The sequence below is a fragment of the Streptomyces sp. NPDC005492 genome (assembly GCF_040605995.1).
Taxonomy (GTDB): Bacteria; Actinomycetota; Actinomycetes; order Streptomycetales; family Streptomycetaceae; genus Streptomyces.
Map to the genome: position 1 here is coordinate 89,462 of NZ_JBEXDX010000008.1, position 21,978 is coordinate 111,439.

A 21,978-nucleotide genomic window follows, 5' to 3' on the forward strand; every position below is an offset into this window, starting at 1 on the left:
GGCGGGCCGCTCTGGTCGGTGTTTACGGCTGTTCTTCGCCGATGTCGTTGCCCGCTTTGCCGTAGCGGCGGAAGGCGGACGTGTCCACGGTCCACGGGCCGAAGGGCACCGCGTCCCCGAAGATGTACGGGTCCTTGCGGGCGTAGCCGTTCCTGCACGGATCGGAGTGGACCTCGATCGTGCCGGTGCGCGGGTCGACGATCAGGTAGTGGGCGATGCCCATGGCGGGATAGTCGGCGAGCTTCTCGACGTAGTCGTTGTTCGGGTTGGACGGCGAGACGATCTCGATCACCGCCAGCACCTGCGTCGCGTCGACCGCGAGGCCTTCCTCGTCGAGTACGTCCTCGGGGATGACGACGGCGTCGGGGCCCCGCATGCGACCGAGCGACGGGTGCTCGATCTCAGGCCCGTTGGCGCAGATATAGCCGGGGTGAGTTGTGAGGAGTTGCTCGTCCAACTGATTGCGGATACGACGGATCGTGCCCGCGTGTCGTTTCGACGGACACCTCATGGCCAGTACCGGGCCCGACGGGCCGATCTCCACCCTCCAGGCCCCTTCGAGGCCCTCGGCGTATGCCCCGAGTTCCGTCGCGATCGCGCGCATCATCGCGTACTCCATGTACCAAGAGTATTGGGGGTATTGAGGGTGTTTGGGATTCCGCGCCCGGCCCGGTCGCCCGGCAGCCACCCTGGCAGCAACTTCCCGGTACTCGCCCGCGCCCCCATCAACCGGTGCGCCTCCGCCACCTCCGCCAACTCGAACTCGGCTGTGACCGGCAGAGCCACCGTCCCGTCCGCCGCCTTGGTGAACGCCCGCTCGGCCAGGGCCCGGAAGGCCGCCGGGTCGGTCTGGGCCAGGGTCAGGATCGAGAAACCGGAGACGGAACGGGCGCCGGGGTACAGCTCGGGCCGGCCCACCTGCCACGGTTCCGCCGAGCTCGCGTTGCCGAAGGAGACCAGGCGGCCGAAGGTCGCGAGGGCGGCCAGGCCCGCGCGGAACGTGTCGCCGCCGACCGGATCCAGCACCAGGTCGACCCCGCGCCCACCGGTCGCCGCCCGCACCGGCGCCTCGAACTCGCCGACGAACACGTCGTCGTAGCCAAGGCGGCCCTCAGCCACCACTTCGCGGTCCTGCGCGGCGCGGGCCTCGTCGAACAGCGCGACGAGGGCCCCGAGCGCGTCAACCGACTCCGCCGCGAGGAGTTCGAGGCCGGCTTTCCGGGGCTTCTCGCGCTTGTCCTGCGGTAGCTGGGCCTACGTCACGCGGCGTGCGGAGTGAATGTGACGTGCGAGTCGCCCTCGTCGATGGCGACGTTCAGCGAGCCGTCCAGTGCCTTTGCCAGGCGCCGCAGCAGCGGGAGTGTCGGCACAGTGTCGCCGCCCTCCATCCGGGAGACCTGGGGCTGCGTCATCCCGGCCGGTTCGGCCAACTCGGCCTGGGACAGACCGAGTTCGATCCGATGGTCGTAGACCGCCTGCCCGAGATCGCCGGCCAGCCGCGCGTCCATGTACTCCTCGTCGTACTCCACCGCCTCGCCGGCAAGCTGCCGGGTCCGGCGCGTCTTCCACACACTGTGATTCATCAACTCTCCCTGCGCCGATCGTAGGTGTGCTGAGCAGGCCGTGCTCGGCCTCGCAGACCTTCTGCGCCTGCTGGGCGCGTTCGACTTCCGCCGCTTCACGCATCTTCGACGCTCCCGCCACCCGGGCGCAGTCCAGACCGCTCGGTCGCGGGTGCCTGTAGATCCGCAGCGAAGGTACGCGGGTCAGGCGGAAGTGCCGGTCGGCTGCGTCTCACCCAGAGTCCCCGCAGCCTCTCCCTTCTTCCCCAGCACCGCCCGCAACCCCACATAAACCCCCGCACTCACCACAAACCCCACAATCGGCGTGCTGTCCCCGAACGACGGCCAGTGTTTCGGCACGTAGCCCACGTAGTCCTCCTGGTTGGAGAACAGGGGGACCGAGATCGCGATGCCGGTCAACAGGGCTGTCAGGCCGGGCCAGTTGGTGAAAGTGGGGTCGGTCAGGCGCGGGGCCAACTCCTCGGTCGGGACGCGGGACTGGTGCCAGCGTTCGACCAGGACCACGCCCAGCCACGGTGCCACCCAGTACGCGATGACCAGCAGGAACGCCTCGTACGCCGAACCCGCGTCGGACAGTGACGCCCAGGCCGCCGCCGTGCCGGCCACGCCCGACACCACGACCAGGACGCCGCGGTTCAGCCAGGCGGGGAGTTTCAGGCCGAGGGCGGTGAGGGAGATCGCGCCGGAGTAGACGTTGAGGGCGTTCGCCGAGACCGCGCCGAGGATGATCGCGATCAGGACCAGGTCGCCGAGCCAGGAGGGGAGATGGCCGGTGAACGCTGCCGTGGGGGTCGCGTTCTTGGGGGCGAGGAGAGTCGCTGACGCCGCGCCCATCACCGCTACGAACGTGACGGACACGAACAGGCCGACCGCCGGGTAGAGGATCGTCCTGAACTTGTTCGCCGTACGGGGGAGGTAGCGCGCGTAGTCCGTCGCGTACGGGTTCCAGCCGGCCGCATAACCCCAGGCCGCGCTCAACGCGAGCAGGAAGCCGCCGACCCCGCCGCCCGTGCCGCCCCCGCCGAGGTGCGCGTCCTTGAAGGTCCACACGCCGGCCAGCAGGAAGATCAGGGCGAGTGCCGGGAAGGCGTACTTCTCGAAGGTGTGCACGAAGTTGTGGCCTATGAAGCCGATCAGGATCTCGGCGACCACCACGAGCAGCAGGGACGGCAGGGGGCGTAGGCCCGTCAGTGTGTTGAGGGCGAAGGCCGCGCTCACGCTGTTCACCGCGAACCAGCCGACGCCCGCCACCAAGCCGTTCGCCGCCGACGGCAGGATGTTGCCGCGGAAGCCGAAGGAGAAGCGGCCGATCACCATCTGTGGGACGCCGAAGCGCGGGCCGTCCAGGGAGAGGAAACCCTGGGTGATCGCACCGAGGCCGGTGCCCAGGACGATCGCCGCGGTCGCCTGCCAGAAGCTCAGGCCGAAGAAGAGGACCGAGATCACGCCGATGTAGACGGTCGCGAACTCGATGTTCGGGGAGGCCCAGGTCCACAGGAGCTGGAGCGGGCTGCCATGCCGTTCGGCGTCTGGGATGGGCTCGGCGCCCGCCGTCTCGACGGCGATGACCTTGTCACCGTATGCGGGGGCGAGGGTGCCGGCGGAGTCGGCGGGTGCAGTCGTCATGCGAGGTAAGTGTCCGGCTCCGGGGGCCACAGGCCCAGGGGCGCATTGTCCGCTTCGGGGGGCTCGGTGGCGTACAACCTGTCGGGGACGGTCGCCGCGGTGGCCTCCCGGCCGGTTGATTGATTGCCGTGGTGGGAGGGGGTGCCTTTCAATTCCCGGGGTCCGAGTCTCGTGCCATGTCCCATCGCACACACACCATCACGGGCGCGGTGAGCGCGGTTCTGCTGGCGGTGCTCGCCACCCTCTTCGGCCCGCTGTCCACCGCCCAGGCCACCACCTACCCCTGCGCGGGCGGCCCCTCCTCGGGAGCCTCCTCGTCCGGCCAGGGCACCTGTCCCTCCCTGCACAACCGCGACCTCGTCGCGGAGCGGGCGTTCCCCTCCGTCGTGTACCGCGGCGACGCCCGCCCGCCGGTCGCTCCCAACGGACAGGGCATCTTCGACGCCGGGTTCTGGTCCCGTGGCACCAACTCCGACATCCGCTCGCACGTCCAGGGGGACCGCTCCCTCAACAGCGAGTACATCTCGACGTCGGGGAACATGAACGTAGCCGTGCAGTTCGCGCGCAGTCAGGGCGCCAACACCATGGCCAACCTGGCCCTGAACAGCCAGTGCTCCACGTCGCGTCTGGTCACCTACGCCATCCTTCCCGGCATCGGGCCGTACCTCCTCGACCGGTGCCTGCACGGCACCGTCACCGCACGCACCTTCGTCTACCTCATCGACCCCACCTGGGCGTCGAACGCGATGTACGTCCCCGACCAGATCCGGGGCGACCAGAACCTCTACAACCACTACCACTCGCAGGACGAGTGGGCGTACGTCCGGCACATCCCGAACTACGCGATCACCGGCGTGCGGATCTACACGATGACGGCCCGCTACAACGAGGGCTTCATCCGGCCGAGCACCATCACCTTCAACTACGACCAGTTCGTGGCCAACCCGCACCACGTCGCAGCCCGCGTCACCTACGACCCGGCCCGCGACAACAGCGCCGACTGGGGCTACAACACGGACATCGACTCCCCGAGCGCGAACTCCTACAGCCGGAGCTGCAGTTCGGTCAGCCAGTGCCGGAGCGGTAGCTGATCCGCGGCTGTCCCGGGATCACTCCCCGTCTCGCTCCTCGCTCTCCGGCTTGAGGGACTTGAGGAACTCGGGGTTGTCGTCGGGCGCGATCCACCGGCCCTCGGCCTGGGTCGCGCCCGGCGCCGTCTCCCGCCGCTTCTTCCCGGCGATCAGCCAGCCGACCGGCCCGACCAGGACCTCGCCGAAGAGCAGGATGACGAACACCCACGCCACCTTCGGCATGCCCCGCACATCTTCCTCGGGCGTGTTCAGGCAGTCCACGAAGGCGTAGATCCACAGCGCCAGGACCAGCAGGAAGGGCAGATACCTGAGCATGGTGGTGAGTTTCTCCAGAGTGGTGGGAAGAGAGGTGAGGCGGCCCCGGTGACGGGGCCAGGCTAGCGCGTGGCCGATACTTGGACACATGGCTTACGACGATCTTCGCTCCCTGCTCAGGGCACTGGAGCGCGAGGGAGACCTCAAGCGCATCAAGGCCGAGGTGGACCCGTATCTGGAGGTCGGGGAGATCGTCGACCGGGTGCAGAAGGCCGGTGGGCCCGCTCTCCTCTTCGAGAACGTGAAGGGCTCCTCCATGCCCCTCGCCATGAACGTCTTCGGGACCGACCGGCGGCTGCTGAAGGCGCTGGGACTGAAGTCGTACGGCGAGATCTCCGAGAAGATCGGCGGGCTGCTGCGGCCCGAGCTGCCGCAGGGGTTCGTGGGGGTGCGGGACGCCTTCGGGAAGCTCGGCTCGATGACCCATGTGCCGCCGAAGAAGGTGAAATCCGACAACGCCCCGGTCCAGGAAGTCGTGTTGCACGGCGACGACGTCGACCTCGACACGCTGCCCGCGCTCTTCACCTGGCCGCAGGACGGCGGGTCCTTCTTCAACCTGGGGCTGACGCACACCAAGGACCCGGAGAGCGGGATCCGCAACCTCGGGCTGTACCGGCTCCAACGTCACGACAAGCGCACCATCGGCATGCACTGGCAGATCCACAAGGACAGCCGGAACCACTACCAGGTCGCGGCCCGGCGGGGTGAGCGGCTGCCGGTCGCGATCGCCTTCGGGTGTCCGCCCGCCGTGACGTACGCCTCCACCGCGCCCCTTCCCGGTGACATCGACGAGTACCTCTTCGCCGGGTTCATCGCGGGCAGGCGGATCGAGATGGTCGACTGCAAGACCGTGCCGTTGCAGGTGCCGGCCCAGGCGGAAGTGGTGATCGAGGGCTGGCTGGAGCCGGGCGAGATGCTCCCGGAAGGTCCCTTCGGCGACCACACCGGGTTCTACACCCCGCAGGAACCCTTCCCGGCGCTGACCATCGACTGTGTGACGATGCGGAAGCGGCCGTTGCTTCAGTCGATCGTCGTAGGCCGGCCTCCGACGGAGGACGGACCGCTGGGGCGCGCCACGGAGCGCTTCTTCCTCCCCCTGCTGAAGATCATCGTGCCGGACATCGTGGACTACCACCTGCCCGAAGCGGGCGGATTCCACAACTGCGCGATCGTCTCCATCGACAAGAAGTACCCGAAGCACGCGCAGAAGGTGATGCACGCGGTCTGGGGGGCGCACATGATGTCCCTGACCAAGCTGATCGTGGTCGTCGACTCCGACTGCGACGTCCACGATCTGCACGAGGTCGCGTGGCGGGCCCTCGGCAACACGGACTACGCCCGTGACCTCTCGGTCGTCGAAGGACCCGTCGATCATCTCGACCACGCCTCCTACCAGCAGTTCTGGGGCGGCAAGGCGGGGATCGACGCGACGAGGAAGTGGCCCGAGGAGGGCTATACGCGGGACGGCGGCTGGCCCGAGATGGTGCTGTCCGACCCGGAGACGGCGGCGAAGGTCGACCGCCGGTGGAAGGAGTACGGACTCTCGTGAGCAGCGCATCAGCCGCGATCCCGCAGCCGGGGCGCACCAAGGCTTTCCTACGCCTCGTCATGATCGAGCACTCCGTCTTCGCCCTGCCCTTCGCCTACATCGCCGCGCTGACCGCGATGTTCCAGTGGGACAAGAACATCCACTGGGGGCGGCTGCTGCTGGTCACCATCTGCATGGTGGGGCTGCGGACCTTCGCGATGGCGGTCAACCGGATCATCGACCGGGAGATCGACGCCCGGAACCCGCGCACCGCGCACCGCGAGCTGGTGACCGGCGCGATGACGGTGAAGCACGCGTGGACGGGCGCGCTCGTCGCGCTCGTCGTCTTCCTTGGCTCGGCGGCCCTCCTCAACCCGCTCTGCCTGGCCCTTGCCCCCATCGCGGTCGTGCCGATGGTGATCTACCCCTATGGCAAGCGGTTCACGAACTTCCCGCAGGCCATCCTCGGTCTCGCCCAGGCGATGGGACCGGTCGGCGGCTGGCTCGCGATCACCGGCGAGTGGTCCTGGGACGCGGTGATCCTCGGCCTCGCCGTCGGCATCTGGATCGGCGGCTTCGACCTGATCTACGCCTGCCAGGACATCGAGACCGACCGCGAGATCGGCGTCATGTCTGTCCCGGCCCGCTTCGGCATCCCGGCGTCCATCTGGGGCGCGCGGGTCTGCCACGCGATCACCACGGCCCTCCTCGCCTGGTACGGCGCGACGACCGGCGCCGGCGCCTTCTACTGGTTCGGCCTGCTGATCGTCGCGAGCGCCTTCGTGTACGAGCACTCGATCGTCCGCCCGCATGACCTGTCCCGCCTCAACCGGGCGTTCTTCAGCGTCAACGGGTTCATCGGGATCGCGCTGTTCCTGTGCGCGCTGCTGGATCTGCTGGTGCGGGGGCTCACGGTGTAAGCGCGGCGGGCCGGGGTGCCGGCCCCCGCCGGAACGCGAACGCCGCCCCCACCCCCGCCGCCAGTCCGATCAGGTGGGCCTGCCAGCTCACGCCCGACTGGGTCGGGGCGAGGCCGAGCAGGATCGAGGTGCCCCAGACCGCGCCGACGAGGAGGCCGACGGCTATGCCGAGGGGGCGGCGCTCGGCGAAGCCGCTGACGAGGAGGAAGCCGAAGAGGCCGAAGATCAGGCCGGAGGCGCCCGCCGTGTTGGTGTGGGCGGGGGAGATCAGCCAGACGCCCAGGCCGTCCGCGACGATGATCAGCGCGGAGACGGCGGCGAACCGGCGGATGCCGCCCAGGGCCGCGAGAAAGCCGAACACCAGCAGCGGCACACTGTTCGCCGCCACGTGGGCGAAGCCGAAGTGGATGAACGCGGCCGGGACGATGTCGACCAGTTCAGAAGGCTCGCGCGGGACGATGCCCAGGCCGTCCAGGGCGTGGCCGCTGATCACGTCGACCACTTCGAGCAGCCACAACAGCGCGACCCAGCCCACCATCAGCTTCGCCGCGGCCTTCGCGCGGTCGCCCCGCGACCACTCCAATTCCGTACCGAACCTCGTACCGGACATGGCACCCCCCACGGTCCACTCGTCCCCACCACACAACGCCCGGCCCCCTTGGCCGGTTCCCGCTCCGCGACGCCAGCTAGGCTCGGTGTCGTGAACCCAGTCAAGCCAGGAGAGACGCCGCGTACGCCTTGGATCGTAGGGGTGTCCGGCGCTTCCGGCACCCCATACGCGGCTGCGGTACTGCGCGGGCTCCTCGACGCGGGCGAGAGCGTCGACCTCGTCGTCTCCCGGGCCTCCCGGCTCACGCTCCTCGACGAGACGGGGATCGCCTTCAGGGACGCGCACTGGCAGGACGACCTGCGGGAATGGCTGGCCCGCGGAGCCGACGGCAAGCCCGGCACCTTCCAGCACGCCATCGACACCGCCGCCGTACGGCACTGGAGCGCGGGCGACCTCGCGGCGGGCCCGTCCTCGGGGTCGTATCCCACGAAGGGGATGCTGATCGTGCCCGCGTCGACCGCCTGTGTCGCCGGGGTCGCCCTCGGCCTCAGCAAGGACCTGTTGCAGCGGGCGGCGAGCGTGACCCTCAAGGAGCGGCGCAGGCTGGTGGTCTCCGTGCGCGAGACCCCGTTGAACGGACAGACGCTGCGCCACCTCGTGACCCTGGACGACCTGGGCGCGGCCGTGGTGCCGGCCTCGCCCGGTTTCTACGCCGGTGCCACCCACATCCAGGACCTGGTGGACTTCGTCGCCGGGCGGGTCCTGGACGCGGCGGGCGTCGAGCACGATCTGTACCGCCGGTGGAAGGGCGACCTCGGGGGCTCCCGCACCACCGGCAACTGACGTACGGCACCCACGAATTCATCCTCATCACCGGAAGGCAATCGATCGCATGGACGCGGTGGACAGGCAGCTCATCCAGGCCCTGAGAGAGAACGGCCGGGCTTCCTACGCGGAGCTGGGGCGCCTCGTCGGCCTGTCGGGACCCAGCGTCACCGACCGCATCAACCGGCTGGAGGCGGCCGGTGTCATCACCGGCTACCGCGCGACCGTCGACTCGGCCTCGCTCGGCCTCGGCGTCATCGCCCTGATCGGCATCTCGCTCTCCGACGCCGCCGACCACGAGGACGTGGCACGCCGGCTGAAGGACCTCAGCGAGATCGAGGACTGCTGGTTCATCGCGGGCGAGGACTCGTTCATGCTCAAGGTGCGGGCACCGGACGTGGACGGCCTGGAGAAGACCATCCGGCGGCTCAGTGGGACGAAGGGGGTCTCCAGGACCCGTACCACGATCGTGCTCTCCACGAAGTGGGAGAACCGGGTCGGAGAGCTGCCCGAAGAGGCGTAGAGGTCAAGGCGTACCGTTTAACAAGCTGTCTCAGGAAGAGGTAAGGGCATGGATGTCGGGCTCAAGCGCGAGCTGGAGCAGAAGGTCCGCTCCGGTGAGCGGCTGTCCCGCGAGGACGGCGTCGCGCTGTACGAGTCGGACGACCTGGCCTGGCTGGGCGGGCTGGCGCACGAGGTGCGGACGCGCAAGAACGGCGATGTCGTTCACTTCAACGTCAATCGCCACCTCAACATGACCAACGTGTGCACCGCGTCCTGCGCCTACTGCTCGTTCCAGCGCAAGCCGGGCGAGAAGGACGCGTACACGATGCGCATCGAGGAGGCCGTCCGCCTCGCCAAGGCGATGGAGGGCGAGAACCTCACCGAGCTGCACATCGTCAACGGGCTGCACCCGAACCTCCCCTGGCGCTACTACCCGCGCTCCCTGAGCGAGTTGAAGAAGGCCCTCCCGAACGTCTCGCTGAAGGCCTTCACGGCGACGGAGATCCACCACTTCGAGACGATCTCCGGGCTGAGCGCGAGCGAGATCCTCGACGAGCTGATCGAGGCCGGCCTCGAATCCCTCACCGGCGGTGGCGCGGAGATCTTCGACTGGGAGGTCCGCCAGCACATCGTGGACCACCGCACCCACTGGGAGGACTGGTCCCGGATCCACCGGCTGGCGCACGAGAAGGGGCTCAAGACCCCGTGCACCATGCTCTACGGCCACATCGAGGAGCCGAAGCACAGGGTCGACCACGTACTGCGTCTCCGCGAGCTCCAGGACGAGACGAACGGCTTCCAGGTCTTCATCCCGCTGCGCTACCAGCACGACTTCGTGGACATGAAGGACGGCAAGGTACGCAACCGCCTCCAGGCCCGTACCCAGATGGCCACCGGCGCCGAGGCGCTCAAGACCTTCGCGGTCTCGCGGCTGCTCTTCGACAACGTCCCGCACGTCAAGGTCTTCTGGGTGATGCACGGCGTCCAGACCGCCCAACTCGCCCTCCAGCACGGCGCGGACGACATGGACGGCTCGGTCGTCGAGTACAAGATCACGCACGACGCCGACAACTACGGCACCCCGAACAAGCTCACCCGCGACGATCTCCTCGACCTGATCCGCGACGCCGGTTTCCAGCCGGTCGAGCGGAACACCCGCTACGAGATCATCCGCGAGTACGACGGCCCGGACCCGGCGCGGCGCGAGTCCCCGCAGCCGATGCGGGTGTGAGAACGGCTCGATGGCGCTCACCTTCGAACTGGACCCCGCGATAACCCCTGCCCTGCGCGAGGAGATCCTCGCCCTGTGGGCGGACGTCTCGAACGCGGGCGGCTCCGTCGGGTTCGTCGCACCGGTGACGGTGGACGAGATACGGCCCGAACTGGTCCGGCACTTCGTCGCCATGGCCAAGGGCCGCACCCGGCTGCTGGTCGGCCGGGACGAGTCGGGCACGGTCGCCGCGACCGTGTTCCTCGCGTTCAACACCCACCGGCTGATGCTGCACTGGGTGTGGCTCTACACCGTGATGGTCCACCCCCGCCACCAGGGCAAGGGCTACGGCCGCGACCTGCTCGCCGCCGCCGAGGAGGCCGCCCGCGGCCTCGACGGCATCGAGGCGATCCGCCTCACCTGCCGGGGCGGCCACGGCCTGGAGCGGTTCTACGGCTCCTGCGGCTACAAGGAGGTCGGCCGGGTGCCCGGTGCGATCCGTGTCGCCCCCGGCGACGACCGGGACGACATCTTCATGCTGCGGCCCCTGATGTGAGCCGCGTACCCCGCCCGAAGATCGGTGGGGGCGCGTGCTTCACTGAGTAGGACTGTTCGTCATGGTTTCGGAAGCTCACGGAAGAGTGGATTGAGATGTTCCGCTACACACTGATGCGCCTCGGGGTCTTCGCGGGCTGCCTCGGAGTCGTCTGGGGCCTCGTCTACCTCGGCGTCTTCCCGCGCGGCTTCGGTGAGTCCAACGGCATGTGGATCGTGCTGCTGGCGCTGGTGATCTCGGCACCGATCAGCTTCGTGGTGCTGCGCGGGGTGCGCGACCGGGCCTCCGTGCAGATCGTCGAGCGGGTCGACCGGATGAAGGCCAACCTGGACGCCAACCGCAGCCAGGAGGACGAGACGGTGGACGCCGCCCACCCGCAGGGCCAGACTTCCTAGAACCCCTGCTGTAACTCCTGTCGGCAGGCCGGGTGCCCGGGGCGAACTACCCTTGCCCCCATGGGTGTCGTGAAGACCAAGCGGATGCCGCGGGCGGTCCGTGAGCAGCAGATGCTCGACGCCGCCGTGCGGACCTTCGGACAGCGCGGCTACATGGCCGCGTCGATGGACGAGATCGCCGAACTCGCGGGCGTCTCCAAGCCGTTGGTGTATCTCTACCTGAACTCGAAGGAAGACCTCTTCACCGCGTGCATCCGGCGCGAGGGCCAGGCGCTCACCGAGACGGTCCGGGCCGGAGTGGACACCGCCTCGCCCGCCGACCGCCAACTCTGGGACGGGCTGCGGGCGTTCTTCACCCACACCGCCCAGCACCCGGACGGTTGGTCCGTCCTGCACCTCCAGGCCCGCACCCACGGTGAGCCCTTCGCGGCCGAGGTGGCCGCGATGCGCGCCGAACTCGTCGCGTTCGTCACCCAGTTGATAGCGGTCGCCGCCCGCGAGGCCCACCGCAACCCCGACCTCCCCGAGCGCGAGGTGGCCGGTCTCGCCGAGGCGCTGGTCGGCGCCGCCGAGTCCCTGGCCGCCTGGTCGAACTCGACGCCGGGCGTCACCGCCAAGCAGGCGGCGGCGACCCTGATGAACTTCGCGTGGGCGGGCCTTGGCGGCCTGATGGAGGGGCGGCCCTGGACTCCGCCTGCGACGGTGGACGCCGAGCGCTCATGACATGAGTGGCTGTACGACCCCGTCCAAATGTGAGCGCTCCCCGCTCCGCAACTGGAAACGGCCGCCCTCCGCCGCGTACTCCACCACCCCCGGCAGCAGCACCGGCGCCTTGAACTTGGCCTGCACATAAGCCGATTCGGGTGTGCCGTGCGCGGCCAGGCACCGGGCCACCGTCCACATGCCGTGCGCGATGGTCCGCGGGAAGCCGAAGAGGCGGGCGGTGAGCGGGTAGAGGTGGATGGGGTTGCGGTCGCCGGACGCGGCGCCGTAGCGACGGCCGACGTCCTCGGCGAGGTGCCATTCGGCGACGGTGGGCAATGGGGCCTGAGGGCCAGGGACTTCGGGTGCGGCCGTGCCGGTGCGGTGGTGCCGGGCGAGATAGGTGCTCCGCGACTCCCAGATCACCCGGCCCCCGCCTCCACCCCGCATCTCGGTGCTGACCGTCGCCTCGGTCCCGCGCCGGTGCGGGACCAACTCGTCGATGCGCACCGCGAGTTCGTACTCACCGGTGGCCGGTACAGCCGTGTGCCGGGTGATCTCCACGGAGGTGTGGACGAGGCCGAGCAGGGGGAGCGGGAAGGCCCGGCCGCTCATCAGGCGCATGGCCAGCGGGAAGCCGAGGACGTGCGGATAGGTGACGGGGAGGGCGTCGTCGCCGGTGGCGAAGCCGCAGACCCGTTCGTAGGCGGCGAGTCTGGCCAGGTCGACGCGGACGCCGGGCAGCACGAGCCCGGTGCGGGCGAACTCGGCGTCGGGGCGCGGTCTCTTGAACGGAGAGAGCAGGGCGCCGCGGAGGAGGAGCGGGGTGAGTGCGGGGGTGTCGCTGAGGGTCGGATAGGGGTTGGCCATGTCCCACTCCCGAGTGGCGTCCTGGGCGGCTCTTTTCGGCTTACTTCGCAGTAAGGTTACCGCAGGTAAGGTCAAGTGGGGCGAGCCGGGCGGTCATGGGACACGCATGGGTGACGCAGGGGTCGCACAAGGCCGACAGACAACTGACGTATGGCTGACAGAGTCCCTCGAACCCGCCGAGGCTGCACAGGCCCGGCTCCGTACCACCCCCGAACCCGCACAAAGTCACCACGCGGGCCCCGTACGATCTGCGACCTGACCCGAGGTAACCCCGGCCGCGGGCCGCGGATGAACGCCTCGGTACGCGCCATGCGTACCTAATGCAGCAGAGCGGTACAAGCTGCACGCCTCAGGAGCCGCCAATGTCCCTCGCCTACCCGTCCGGCTACGACTACGACGGCGCGCCCGTACTCGTCGAGCCCGAGATACGGCGGCTGGACGGCGTGGTGCGCGAGGTGTCCGTACCGCCGCTGGTGCCGCCGGCCACGCACGGCTCGCTCGCCGACATACCGTTCGAGAACGCGACGGCGGCCCCCGAACACCTGGTCCTCAGCAGGCAGACGGAGGACGGCGGTTGGACCGACGTGACGGCGGCCGAGTTCGCCGAGCAGGTGCGGGCCGTCGCCAAGGGGCTGATAGCGGAGGGCCTCGCGCCGGGCGACCGGATCGCGGTCATGGCCCGGACGTCGTACGAATGGACGCTCCTCGACTTCGCCGCGTGGGCGGCGGGTCTGGTCACCGTCCCGATCTACCCGACCTCCTCCCTCTTCCAGACCCGGTGGATCCTCCAGGACTCGGGAGCGGTGGCGATGGCCGCCGAGACGGTCTCCCAGGCCGCCGCCCTCGGCCCGGAGACGCCCCGGCTCCCCGACCTGCGCCACATGTGGGTCTTCGAGAAGGGTCATCTGGAGCGGCTGGCAGAGCTGGGCCGTACCGTCCCGGACCAGGAAGTCGCCGTACGGCGTGGGGTGTTGCTGCCCGACACGCTCGCCACCGTCATCTACACCTCGGGCACCACCGGCCGCCCCAAGGGCTGCGCGATCACGCACGGCAACTTCCTCGCGGAGGTCGACAACGCGATCGAACTGCTCTACCCGGTCTTCAAGAACAAGCCGAACGAAGAGCCCTCCACCCTCCTCTTCCTGCCCTACTCCCATGTCTTCGGCCGGATGGTCGCCGTCGCCTGCGTCCGCGCCCGGGTCCGGCTCGGGCATGCCGCGAGCCTCAAGTCCGAGGATCTGCTGGCCGATCTGGCGAGCTTCCAGCCGACCTTCCTGCTGGCCATCCCGTACATGCTGGAGAAGGTCTTCAACAACGCGCGGGCGAAGGCGGAGAAGGGCGGCCGGGGCAAGGTCTTCGACCGCGCGACGAACGTGGCCCGCCGCTACGGCGAGGCCCTGGAGGCCCGCCAGTCCGGCAAGAGCTCGGGCCCCAGCCGCCCGCTGAGAACGGCCCGCGCCTTCTACGACCCGCTGGTCTACCGCAAGATCCGCAACGCCCTTGGCGGCAAGCTCCGTTACGTCATCTGCGGCGGCTCCCCGCTCGGCCGCCGCCTCGCCGCGTTCTACGCCGGGGCGGGCATCGAGATCTTCGAGGGCTACGGCCTGACCGAGACCACGGCGGCGGCGACCTGCACGCCACCCCTCAAACCCCGGCTGGGGACGGTCGGTTGGCCGATGCCCGGCACCAAGGTGCGGATCGCCTCGGACGGCGAGATCCTGCTCGCCGGCGGCCAGGTCTTCCGGGGCTACTGGGACCCGCACGGCGACGGCGTGATCCCCGCGTCCGCCGACGGCTGGCTGGCGACCGGCGACATCGGCAGCCTCGACGACGACGGATATCTGACCATCACCGGCCGCAAGAAGGAGATCCTGATCACGGCCGGCGGCAAGAACGTGGCCCCGGCCCCGCTGGAGAACTGGCTGCGCTCCCACCCCCTCATCGCCCAGTGCATGGTCGTCGGCGACCGCCGCCCCTACGTGGCCGCCCTCATCACCCTCGACCTCGAAGGCATCACCCACTGGCGCCAGATGAACGGCAAGCACCCGGTGCCGGCCGAACTGCTCGTCCACGACGAGGAGTTGAGGAACGTCCTGCAACGGGCCGTCGACGACGCCAACAAGCTGGTCTCCCGCCCCGAGTCCATCCGCCGCTTCAGCGTCCTGCCGGTCGACTTCACCGAGGCGGCCGGCCATCTCACCCCGTCGATGAAACTCCGCCGCGAGGTCGTCATGCGGGACTTCGCGAAGGAGATCGAGGAGCTGTACGCGCAGGAGCGATAGCCCCTCCCGCGTCCCATCCAGGCACCACCAAGGTCCATCCGCACGTCACGACACCGGGTTGCTCAAGTGAACGTTCGTACCACCCGCGGGACCGCTGTGCGCCGTACCGCCACCGTCCTGACAGCTCTCTCCTCCGCCCTCTCGCTCGCCGCGTGCGGAGTCATCGACGGCTCCTCCGGGAGCGACTCCGCCACCCCGAAGAAGGGCGACGACATCACGGTGGGGCTGCTGCTGCCGGACCGGGACACCGCCCGCTTCGAGAAGTTCGACCGCCCCATCATCGAGAAGGAGGTGGCCACCCTCACCCACGGCAAGGGCAAGGTCCGCTACGCCAACGCCGGGGCGAGCGAGGCCAAGCAGAGCGAGCAGTTCGGACAGATGATCGACGCCAAGGTGGACGTGGTGCTGGTCGACGCGCTGAACGCCAAGGGCATCGCGCCGGACGTCCAGAAGGCCAAGGACGCGGGCATACCGGTCATCGCCTACGACCGGCTCGCCCAGGGCCCGATCACCGCGTACATCTCCCACGACAACGAACTCGTCGGCCAGGTGCAGGCCCGCGCCGTCATCGAGGCGCTCGGCTCGAAGGCGAAGGCGAGCAAGGTCGTCATGATGAACGGCGACCCCGCCGACCCGAACACGGCCCTGCTGGAGGAAGGCGCGCTCAGCGAACTCAAGGGCAACGTCGACATCGTGAAGCAGTACAACACCGACAAGTGGTCGCCCGCGGTCGCCAAGGCGAACATGAAGAAGGCGATCAAGTCGGTCGGCCTGAGCAACATCGCGGCCGTCTACTCCGCGAACGACGGTATGGCCGGCGCCGTCATCGACGAGCTGAAGGCGGCAGGGGCGACCACGATCCCGCCGGTGACCGGGCAGGACGCGAACCTCGACGCGGTGCAGCGGGTCGTCTCGGGCGAGCAGTACATGACCGTGTACAAGTCCTTCCTCGACGAGGCGACCTACGCGGCGAAGATGGCGGTGGCCGAAGTCCAGGGCCAGGACATCGAGTTCGACGCGCTGACCCGCGACAAGGTCGACAGCCCGACACAGAAGGACATCCCCTCGATGCTGGTCCCGGTGGTCGCCCTCACCCGCGACAACATCAAGGACACGGTGATCGCGGACGACGTCTACACCGTCAAGGACATCTGCACGGCGGCCTACGCGGCGGACTGCGCGGCGATCGGACTGACGTAATTCCGCTTCGGCCCTGCTCATTGACTTCACAAGACCCCCGCGCGACATTCCCAGCCCATTTCCTTGTCGGGCTGGAGCGGCCATGACCCCGAGCACGGACGCACAACAGGAACTCCCCGGTAGAAGACGTGTGTTGGCCGGTGGTGCGGTCGCCGCGCTCACCGTCGCCACCGGAGCGCGGCAGTCGGCGCGCGCCGCCGACCTCCCGCTCCTCGGCACCTACGACGTGGTGGTGATCGGCTCGGGCGCGGCCGGCATGACCGCCGCGCTGACCGCCGCCAAGCAGGGCCTGAGCTGTGTGGTGGTGGAGAAGGCACCGACGTTCGGCGGCTCGGCGGCCCGCTCGGGAGCGGGGATCTGGATCCCCAACAACCCCGTGATCCTGGCCGCCGGAGTCCCCGACACCCCCGCGAAGGCGGCCAGTTACCTCGCCGCCGTGGTCGGCTCCGACGTCTCCGCCGACCGGCAGCAGTCCTTCCTCTCCCACGGCCCCGCCATGATCTCCTTCGTCATGGCGAACAGCCCGCTGCGCTTCCGCTGGATGGAGGGATACAGCGACTACTACCCGGAGTTGACCGGCGGCCTCCCCAACGGCCGTTCCATAGAACCCGATCAGCTCGACGGCAACATCCTCGGCGCCGAACTCGCCCACCTCAACCCGCCGTACCTGGCCGTCCCGACCGGCATGGTCGTCTTCAGCGCCGACTACAAGTGGCTAGCCCTGTCCGCGGTGAGCGCCAAGGGCGCCGCCGTAGCCACCGAGTGCCTGGCCCGGGGGACGAAGGCGGCCCTGCTCGGCCAGAAACCCCTCACCATGGGCCAGTCGCTGGCCGCCGGCCTGCGCGCGGGACTGCTGAACGCCCAGGTGCCGGTGTGGCTCAACACCCCGCTCACCGACCTGTACTTGGAGGGCGGCGCCGTCACCGGAGCCGTCGTCACCCGCGCCGGAACCGCCGGACTGGTCCGGGCCCGGCGCGGGGTGGTGGTCGGCTCCGGCGGCTTCGAGCACAACGCGGCGATGCGCGCGCAGTACCAGCGGCAGCCGATCGGCACGGACTGGACGGTCGGCGCCAAGGAGAACACGGGTGACGGCATCCAGGCGGGCCGGCGTGCGGGCGCTTCGCTCGCGCTGATGGACGACGCCTGGTGGGGCCCCACCATCCCGCTCCCCGGCGACCCGTACTTCTGCCTCGCCGAACGCACCCTCCCCGGCGGCCTGTTGATCAACCAGGCCGGTTCCCGCTTCGTCAACGAGGCCGCGCCGTACAGCGACGTAGTCCACACCATGTACGACCGCAACACGGCCGCCCCCGACATCCCGGCCTGGCTGATCGTCGACCAGAACTACCGCAACCGCTACCTCTTCAAGGACGTGGCACCGACGTTCACGTTCCCCGACGACTGGTACAGCTCGGGCGCGGCGTACAAGGCGTGGACGCTGGACGCGCTGGCCTCGTCGATCGGCGTCCCGGCGGCGGCCCTCCGCTCCACGGTCACCCGCTTCAACTCCCTCGCGGCGAGCGGCAAAGACACCGACTTCGGGCGCGGCGACAGCGCCTACGACCACTACTACACGGACCCGTCGATCCTCCCCAACTCCTGCCTGGCCCCGCTCTGGCTGCCCCCGTACTACGCCTTCCGCATCGTCCCCGGCGACCTCGGCACCAAGGGCGGCATGCGCACGGACGCACGGGCACGGGTGCTGCGGGCGGACGGTTCGGTGATCCCGGGTCTGTACGCGGCCGGGAACGCGAGCGCCGCCGTGATGGGCCACAGCTACGCGGGCGCGGGTTCGACGATCGGCCCGGCGATGACGTTCGGGTATGTGGCGGCGCTGGATCTGGCGGGGGCGCTGTAGCGGAGGTGGGGGGAGGTTCCCCGGCCCGGTCATCACGGGGTCAAGGGATGGCCAGGCCGGGGCCAAGCGGCCGTATGCATTGCGCATGCAACGGGTTCGCAGACGGGACATAGCCGGATTTGGGCGTTGGTCCGGTGGCTACTGTGATGGCGCGAATACGTCCACAGCGACCATGACGACTGACGGGGAAGAGGAGACGGCGGTGGGGGAGCCGAACCGTTCACGCCTTCTTGACTACACACAGGGACCGCCGGTGGCGACCGCGCAGTCGCGTCGGTCGAGCCTGCTCGACTACGCGGAGGCGTCGCGGCGCCCGGAGCCGGACGGTCGCCCGGGACCCAGGCCGGGCGTGCCGCCGTACGAGACGGCGGTGTTCGTGCCGGCGCATCCTCGGTCCATCGAGGCCGTGAACGAGGACGGACGTCCGGTCCGGATGCCCTTCGTCGTCTACGAACTCTTCGAGCACCCCGCCGCCGACTCCGCGGCCTTCGCCTTCAGCACGGTGGAGAAGCTCGTCGCCGCGTTCGGCGAGGCCCAGCCCTGGGTCCTCACGTCGATCGGGCCGCTCGCCGAGGCGATGGGGGAGCGGGGAGCGACCGTGGTCCTCGACCCGAAGGTCGCCCCGGTTCGGCGCAACTGGCGGCCGGCCGACCTGGCCGCCCTCGCACGGGAGGTGCGCTGATGTCGGCCGACTTCAAGGCGGTGCTGAGCGATCTCACCTCGATGACCAAGACCTTCCACGACCAGGCCACCGACTACCGGGGACTCGCCGCCGACGTCTCCCCGCCCCTGGTGAGCGGCGGGGACGCGGGGCTCGACGACGCCATCAAGGAGGTCGCGAACCTCATCCTCGGCCTGCACACCGGCTTCGCCGACCGGCTGGACGACCACGGCGACAAGGTCGCGTACGCGCGTGACTCGTTCCACCGGCACGACGTGGACGTCCACGGTGTGTTCGAGGACCTGATGGTGGAGGGCTGATGGGCGACAGCTGGGTCGGCGGTGACATCGGCGGACTGCGCACGATGGCCACCACGTACAAGAACGCCAAGGACAAACTCGACGACGTCGTCCGCCCGGTCACCGGCGCCGTCGAGAAGCTGGTCGGCGACGCGGGCTGGAAGGGCGACGCGGCCGAGGAGTTCCGCGCCAAGTGGAGCGAGGACGCGCTGACGGCGGGCGCTTTCGCCAGCATGGTGAGTGACGTGGGCGACATCCTCAGCACCCTCGCCGACGCGCTGTCCACCTGCGAGACGGCCCTGCAGAACGCCGAGCACGTCGCCACGACCAAGGGCGTGCCCATGGGCGACAAGGGTGTGCCCCTGCCGATGGTCACGGCGAATCCGCCCAGCGCGGCGGACCAGAAGACGATCTCCGCGATGACCGAGTACGACACCGTCCTCAAGCAGGTCATGCACACCGCCCAGCACGCCCGGCTGGTCGCCGCCGACAAGCTGAACGGGCTGTACGCCCAGGTCACCGACAAGGTGTCGACCGGCGACAAGATCACCATCGCGGACGCGCTGCGCGGCCTGTACGCGTACGACGCCGAGGACGCGAGGGCCGGCGGCAAGAAGGCGCGCGCCCAGCTCGACGACGCCAAGGCCGAGGCGCAGGCGGCGAAGAAGGAGATGCGGGCGGAACGCAAGGCGTACCAGAAGGCGGGCCGCGGCCTCCCCAAGGACCTCCCCGCCAAGGGCGCCTACGGCGACGCGGTCATGAAGGTCGACTCCCTGGAGGAGGCCATCGCCCGCGCCGACGTCGGCAGCAGCAAGCTGCCCTACGACCGGGTCCTGAACGTCAAACTCGCCGACGCGGCGGACGCGTTGCGGCTGGGCAAGGGGCTTGAGGCGCTGCCGGAGTTCCTCAAGGAGATCCCGGTCATCGACGTCGCCGCGGCCGCCGCGTGTGGGTTGGTCGAGGCGAAGGACGACCATGACAAGGGGTGGTCGTGGCAGAAGTCGGTGACGGTGGATGTAGGTGTGGCTGTCGGGGGTGTGGCTGCGGGCGCGCTGGCGGTGGTGGCGCTCCCGGTCGAGGGCGCGGTGGCGGTGGCGGCGGTCGGCGTCGGTGCGACCATCGCCGCGACCAGCATCTTCGACCACGCCGTCCACGAGCACTGGAGCGAGGACATCCACGACCACGGAGTGGTGGGCGGTGTACTGCACGGCGCGGGTGATGTCGCGACGGAGACGGTGGACGACGGGAAACGACTACTAAAGGACGTGTGGCATGGCGTCACGAGCATCTTCTGAGGTCGCCGCCGCCGGGGCGCACGTGGAGATCCCGAAGCTGCCGAAACTCGGCAGAACCTGGTACGAGCGCGGCACGCTCTACTGGCTGTGCCGTGTGCGTACGACGGTCTTCCTGCTCGTCTTCATGGCCATCTACGGCCTGTTCACCTTCGGCCTCTTCCAGGGAGTCCGTGACCTGCTGCCGTCCAACGCCCGCACCGCGTACGACTGGGCGCAGGTCGTCCTGTGCTGCGCGGCCCTCGTCTGGGGCTGGATCAAGCAGCGTCAGGGTCATCGCACGGCGCTCCTGGACCCGCCCACCCCGAAGCAGACCTGGATCGCCAAGCGCGACCACAACCGGCAGGCCGGCAGGTCGGCCGGCTTCGGTGCCGCGGGCGGGCGGGTGCTCATCGCCCTGGCAGCGCCTGTCATGCCGGCCTTCGCGGCGTACCTCGTCGGCTGGCTCGCGGCCTGGACCACCGTCCGCGAATACCCCAGCGAGGTTGGCGCCCGCCGCTGGCTGCAGGAGCACCCGTCCGGAACATGACCCCGTCCGACATCCCGAAACTGCCCGGCCTCGGCAGAACCTGGTACAAGCGCGGCGCCCGCTACTGGCTGCGCCGCGCCTCCGGTGCACTCCTCTGGTTCGTGATTCTGGCCTTCATGAGCTACATCGTCCTCGACCTCTACCGGTCGTTCCGCGTCCACCTGCCCCCGCCCTTGCGCACGGTGTGGGACTGGGCGCAGGCGCTCGCAGCATGCGGGGCCTTTGCCTGGGGCTGGGTGAAGCAGCGCCGGGACATCCACGAGAAGATGCTGAACCCGCCGACTCCCACCCAGGCCTGGCTGGACAAGCGCGACGCGACACGACGCGGCCAGGGGCTGGGCCGCGCCGCGGTCCTCCCCGCGCTGCTCGTACTCCCCGTCGTGCCGGCCCTCTTCGCGTGGTGCGTCGGCACGATCGCGGCCGCGTTCTCCGTCCGCGAGTACCCCAGCGAGGTCGGCGCCCGCCTAGCCCTGGAGCACAGCCGCAGCCTTGCGGGCCAGCAAAAACGCCTGCGCTGACGACTCCCCGAGTTCCTCGTCCGCCTCCCGCACCGCCCGCGACCGCATCACGAACCCAGCCGCCTCCAGCAGCCCGGCCATCGCGTCCGGTCGCCGTCGTTCGAAGTCCAGGCGTACCGGGTGGCCGAAGGGCTGGTCGAGGGTGAGGGGCCGGTCGCCCGCCTGGAAGGCGAGCAGGAGGTGGGCGCCCGGGGCCAGTACACGGTGGAACTCCGTGAAGAGGGACGGGAGTCGGTCCACAGGGGTGTGGATGGACGAGTACCAGGAGACGGCTCCCGCGAGCGCCCCGCCGGGAATGTCCAGGTCCAGCATCGAGCCCTGACGGAAGACCAGTCCCGGGTTCTCGCGGCGGGCGATCGTGAGCATGGACGTGGACAGGTCGAGGCCGAAGACGTCCAGGCCGAGGGAGGCGAGGTGCGCGGTGGTCCGCCCGGGGCCGCAGCCGAGGTCGGCCACCTGGCCGCCCCCGCCACGGTTCACCAGCTCGGCGAAGGCGGCCTGCACCGTCCAGTCGCGCGGCCTCGATGTCATGGCCGGGGACCCCACCGACAGCCCGCCCGACCGCCGGAGGCAAAGGCAGGAGCCCCGTCGCCTTGCGGCGCGGGGCTCCTTGGGTACTGCTATCTGTTCCGGATCAAAGCACCAGGCTCCGAGACCGAATGAC

General features: G+C 69.5%; 25 protein-coding genes and 1 pseudogene. 18 read left to right on the forward strand and 8 right to left on the reverse strand.

Annotated features, from left to right (window positions below; genetic code table 11):
- Positions 1–22 precede the first annotated feature (22 nt).
- On the reverse strand, positions 23–619 hold the full coding sequence (locus ABZT04_RS13675) for a Uma2 family endonuclease (RefSeq protein WP_356056352.1): 597 nt from the start codon (positions 617–619) through the stop codon (positions 23–25).
- Complete coding sequence (locus ABZT04_RS13680) at positions 604–1,158, reverse strand: zinc-binding dehydrogenase (protein ID WP_356056557.1); 555 nt, start codon at positions 1,156–1,158, stop codon at positions 604–606. Before ABZT04_RS13680 ends, ABZT04_RS13675 begins: the two co-directional genes overlap by 16 nt.
- Between ABZT04_RS13680 and ABZT04_RS13685 the strand changes: the two are divergent.
- Positions 1,096–1,248, forward strand: a pseudogene (locus ABZT04_RS13685) (helix-turn-helix domain-containing protein); the annotation flags it as partial. The gene ABZT04_RS13680 and the pseudogene ABZT04_RS13685 sit on opposite strands and share 63 nt — an antisense overlap.
- Before the next feature lie 11 nt (positions 1,249–1,259).
- Here ABZT04_RS13685 and ABZT04_RS13690 read toward each other — a convergent pair.
- Entirely contained in the window at positions 1,260–1,583 is a 324-nt protein-coding gene (locus tag ABZT04_RS13690) for a helix-turn-helix transcriptional regulator (RefSeq protein ID WP_356056353.1), read from the reverse strand.
- Positions 1,584–1,766: 183 nt separating this feature from the next.
- On the reverse strand, positions 1,767–3,209 hold the full coding sequence (locus tag ABZT04_RS13695; RefSeq protein WP_356056355.1) for a cytosine permease: 1,443 nt from the start codon (positions 3,207–3,209) through the stop codon (positions 1,767–1,769).
- A gap of 176 nt (positions 3,210–3,385) precedes the next feature.
- Here ABZT04_RS13695 and ABZT04_RS13700 point away from each other — a divergent pair, with 176 nt between their 5' ends.
- The gene (locus tag ABZT04_RS13700; RefSeq protein ID WP_356056357.1) at positions 3,386–4,300 is read left to right on the forward strand and encodes a hypothetical protein; all 915 of its coding nucleotides are present in this window, start codon (positions 3,386–3,388) and stop codon (positions 4,298–4,300) included.
- An 18-nt stretch (positions 4,301–4,318) separates the two neighbouring features.
- Here the strand turns inward: ABZT04_RS13700 and ABZT04_RS13705 are convergent, their stop codons facing one another.
- Entirely contained in the window at positions 4,319–4,615 is a 297-nt protein-coding gene (locus tag ABZT04_RS13705) for a PLDc N-terminal domain-containing protein (RefSeq protein ID WP_356056358.1), read from the reverse strand.
- An 88-nt stretch (positions 4,616–4,703) separates the two neighbouring features.
- On the opposite strand from ABZT04_RS13705, the gene ABZT04_RS13710 reads away from it, so the two are divergent.
- A complete protein-coding gene (locus ABZT04_RS13710; RefSeq protein WP_356056359.1) occupies positions 4,704–6,164 on the forward strand; it encodes a menaquinone biosynthesis decarboxylase in 1,461 nt (486 codons plus the stop codon).
- Positions 6,161–7,063: a menaquinone biosynthesis prenyltransferase MqnP gene (gene mqnP / locus ABZT04_RS13715; RefSeq protein ID WP_356056360.1), complete on the forward strand. Its 903-nt coding sequence runs from the start codon at positions 6,161–6,163 to the stop codon at positions 7,061–7,063. Before ABZT04_RS13710 ends, mqnP begins: the two co-directional genes overlap by 4 nt.
- Here mqnP and ABZT04_RS13720 read toward each other — a convergent pair.
- Entirely contained in the window at positions 7,053–7,673 is a 621-nt protein-coding gene (locus ABZT04_RS13720; RefSeq protein ID WP_356056363.1) for a rhomboid family intramembrane serine protease, read from the reverse strand. The two genes, mqnP and ABZT04_RS13720, sit on opposite strands and share 11 nt — an antisense overlap.
- Before the next feature lie 90 nt (positions 7,674–7,763).
- Here ABZT04_RS13720 and ABZT04_RS13725 point away from each other — a divergent pair, with 90 nt between their 5' ends.
- From ABZT04_RS13725 to ABZT04_RS13750, 6 genes are all read left to right on the forward strand, one after another.
- Positions 7,764–8,456, forward strand: a complete 693-nt coding sequence (locus tag ABZT04_RS13725; protein WP_356056366.1) for a UbiX family flavin prenyltransferase — start codon at positions 7,764–7,766, stop codon at positions 8,454–8,456.
- 49 nt (positions 8,457–8,505) lie between these two features.
- Positions 8,506–8,961 (forward strand): Lrp/AsnC family transcriptional regulator, encoded by a 456-nt coding sequence (locus ABZT04_RS13730; RefSeq protein ID WP_355904730.1) that lies wholly within the window; start codon positions 8,506–8,508, stop codon positions 8,959–8,961.
- A 48-nt stretch (positions 8,962–9,009) separates the two neighbouring features.
- Positions 9,010–10,173, forward strand: coding sequence for an aminofutalosine synthase MqnE (gene mqnE, locus ABZT04_RS13735; RefSeq protein WP_356056368.1), 1,164 nt, complete (start codon positions 9,010–9,012; stop codon positions 10,171–10,173).
- A 10-nt stretch (positions 10,174–10,183) separates the two neighbouring features.
- The gene (locus tag ABZT04_RS13740; protein WP_356056370.1) at positions 10,184–10,708 is read left to right on the forward strand and encodes a GNAT family N-acetyltransferase; all 525 of its coding nucleotides are present in this window, start codon (positions 10,184–10,186) and stop codon (positions 10,706–10,708) included.
- A 95-nt stretch (positions 10,709–10,803) separates the two neighbouring features.
- Positions 10,804–11,103 carry a DUF4229 domain-containing protein gene (locus tag ABZT04_RS13745; protein ID WP_356056372.1) on the forward strand — a complete coding sequence of 100 codons (300 nt, stop codon included), beginning with the start codon at positions 10,804–10,806 and terminating at the stop codon, positions 11,101–11,103.
- Positions 11,104–11,163: 60 nt separating this feature from the next.
- Positions 11,164–11,826 (forward strand): TetR/AcrR family transcriptional regulator, encoded by a 663-nt coding sequence (locus ABZT04_RS13750; protein WP_356056374.1) that lies wholly within the window; start codon positions 11,164–11,166, stop codon positions 11,824–11,826.
- On the opposite strand, the gene ABZT04_RS13755 is transcribed toward ABZT04_RS13750, so the two are convergent.
- Complete coding sequence (locus ABZT04_RS13755; RefSeq protein WP_356056376.1) at positions 11,821–12,675, reverse strand: MaoC/PaaZ C-terminal domain-containing protein; 855 nt, start codon at positions 12,673–12,675, stop codon at positions 11,821–11,823. The two genes, ABZT04_RS13750 and ABZT04_RS13755, sit on opposite strands and share 6 nt — an antisense overlap.
- 362 nt (positions 12,676–13,037) lie before the next feature.
- Between ABZT04_RS13755 and ABZT04_RS13760 the strand changes: the two genes are divergently transcribed.
- The 8 genes from ABZT04_RS13760 (at position 13,038) to ABZT04_RS13795 (ending at position 21,314) form a co-directional block, all read left to right on the forward strand.
- Positions 13,038–14,957 carry an AMP-dependent synthetase/ligase gene (locus tag ABZT04_RS13760; protein WP_356056378.1) on the forward strand — a complete coding sequence of 640 codons (1,920 nt, stop codon included), beginning with the start codon at positions 13,038–13,040 and terminating at the stop codon, positions 14,955–14,957.
- Between the two features lie 96 nt (positions 14,958–15,053).
- On the forward strand, positions 15,054–16,157 hold the full coding sequence (locus ABZT04_RS13765) for a substrate-binding domain-containing protein (RefSeq protein ID WP_356056558.1): 1,104 nt from the start codon (positions 15,054–15,056) through the stop codon (positions 16,155–16,157).
- A gap of 82 nt (positions 16,158–16,239) precedes the next feature.
- Positions 16,240–18,015 carry a 3-oxosteroid 1-dehydrogenase gene (gene kstD, locus ABZT04_RS13770; protein WP_356056380.1) on the forward strand — a complete coding sequence of 592 codons (1,776 nt, stop codon included), beginning with the start codon at positions 16,240–16,242 and terminating at the stop codon, positions 18,013–18,015.
- A 172-nt stretch (positions 18,016–18,187) separates the two neighbouring features.
- Positions 18,188–18,697: an SAV_915 family protein gene (locus ABZT04_RS13775; RefSeq protein ID WP_356056382.1), complete on the forward strand. Its 510-nt coding sequence runs from the start codon at positions 18,188–18,190 to the stop codon at positions 18,695–18,697.
- Entirely contained in the window at positions 18,697–18,996 is a 300-nt protein-coding gene (locus ABZT04_RS13780) for a DUF6317 family protein (protein ID WP_356056384.1), read from the forward strand. The genes ABZT04_RS13775 and ABZT04_RS13780 overlap by 1 nt, the downstream gene beginning before the upstream one ends.
- Positions 18,996–20,270 (forward strand): hypothetical protein, encoded by a 1,275-nt coding sequence (locus ABZT04_RS13785; protein WP_356056385.1) that lies wholly within the window; start codon positions 18,996–18,998, stop codon positions 20,268–20,270. Before ABZT04_RS13780 ends, ABZT04_RS13785 begins: the two co-directional genes overlap by 1 nt.
- On the forward strand, positions 20,248–20,796 hold the full coding sequence (locus tag ABZT04_RS13790) for a hypothetical protein (RefSeq protein ID WP_356056386.1): 549 nt from the start codon (positions 20,248–20,250) through the stop codon (positions 20,794–20,796). Before ABZT04_RS13785 ends, ABZT04_RS13790 begins: the two co-directional genes overlap by 23 nt.
- Positions 20,793–21,314, forward strand: a complete 522-nt coding sequence (locus ABZT04_RS13795) for a hypothetical protein (RefSeq protein ID WP_356056387.1) — start codon at positions 20,793–20,795, stop codon at positions 21,312–21,314. The genes ABZT04_RS13790 and ABZT04_RS13795 overlap by 4 nt, the downstream gene beginning before the upstream one ends.
- Here ABZT04_RS13795 and ABZT04_RS13800 read toward each other — a convergent pair.
- On the reverse strand, positions 21,261–21,845 hold the full coding sequence (locus ABZT04_RS13800) for a class I SAM-dependent methyltransferase (protein ID WP_356056388.1): 585 nt from the start codon (positions 21,843–21,845) through the stop codon (positions 21,261–21,263). The genes ABZT04_RS13795 and ABZT04_RS13800 overlap by 54 nt on opposite strands.
- Positions 21,846–21,978 lie beyond the last annotated feature (133 nt).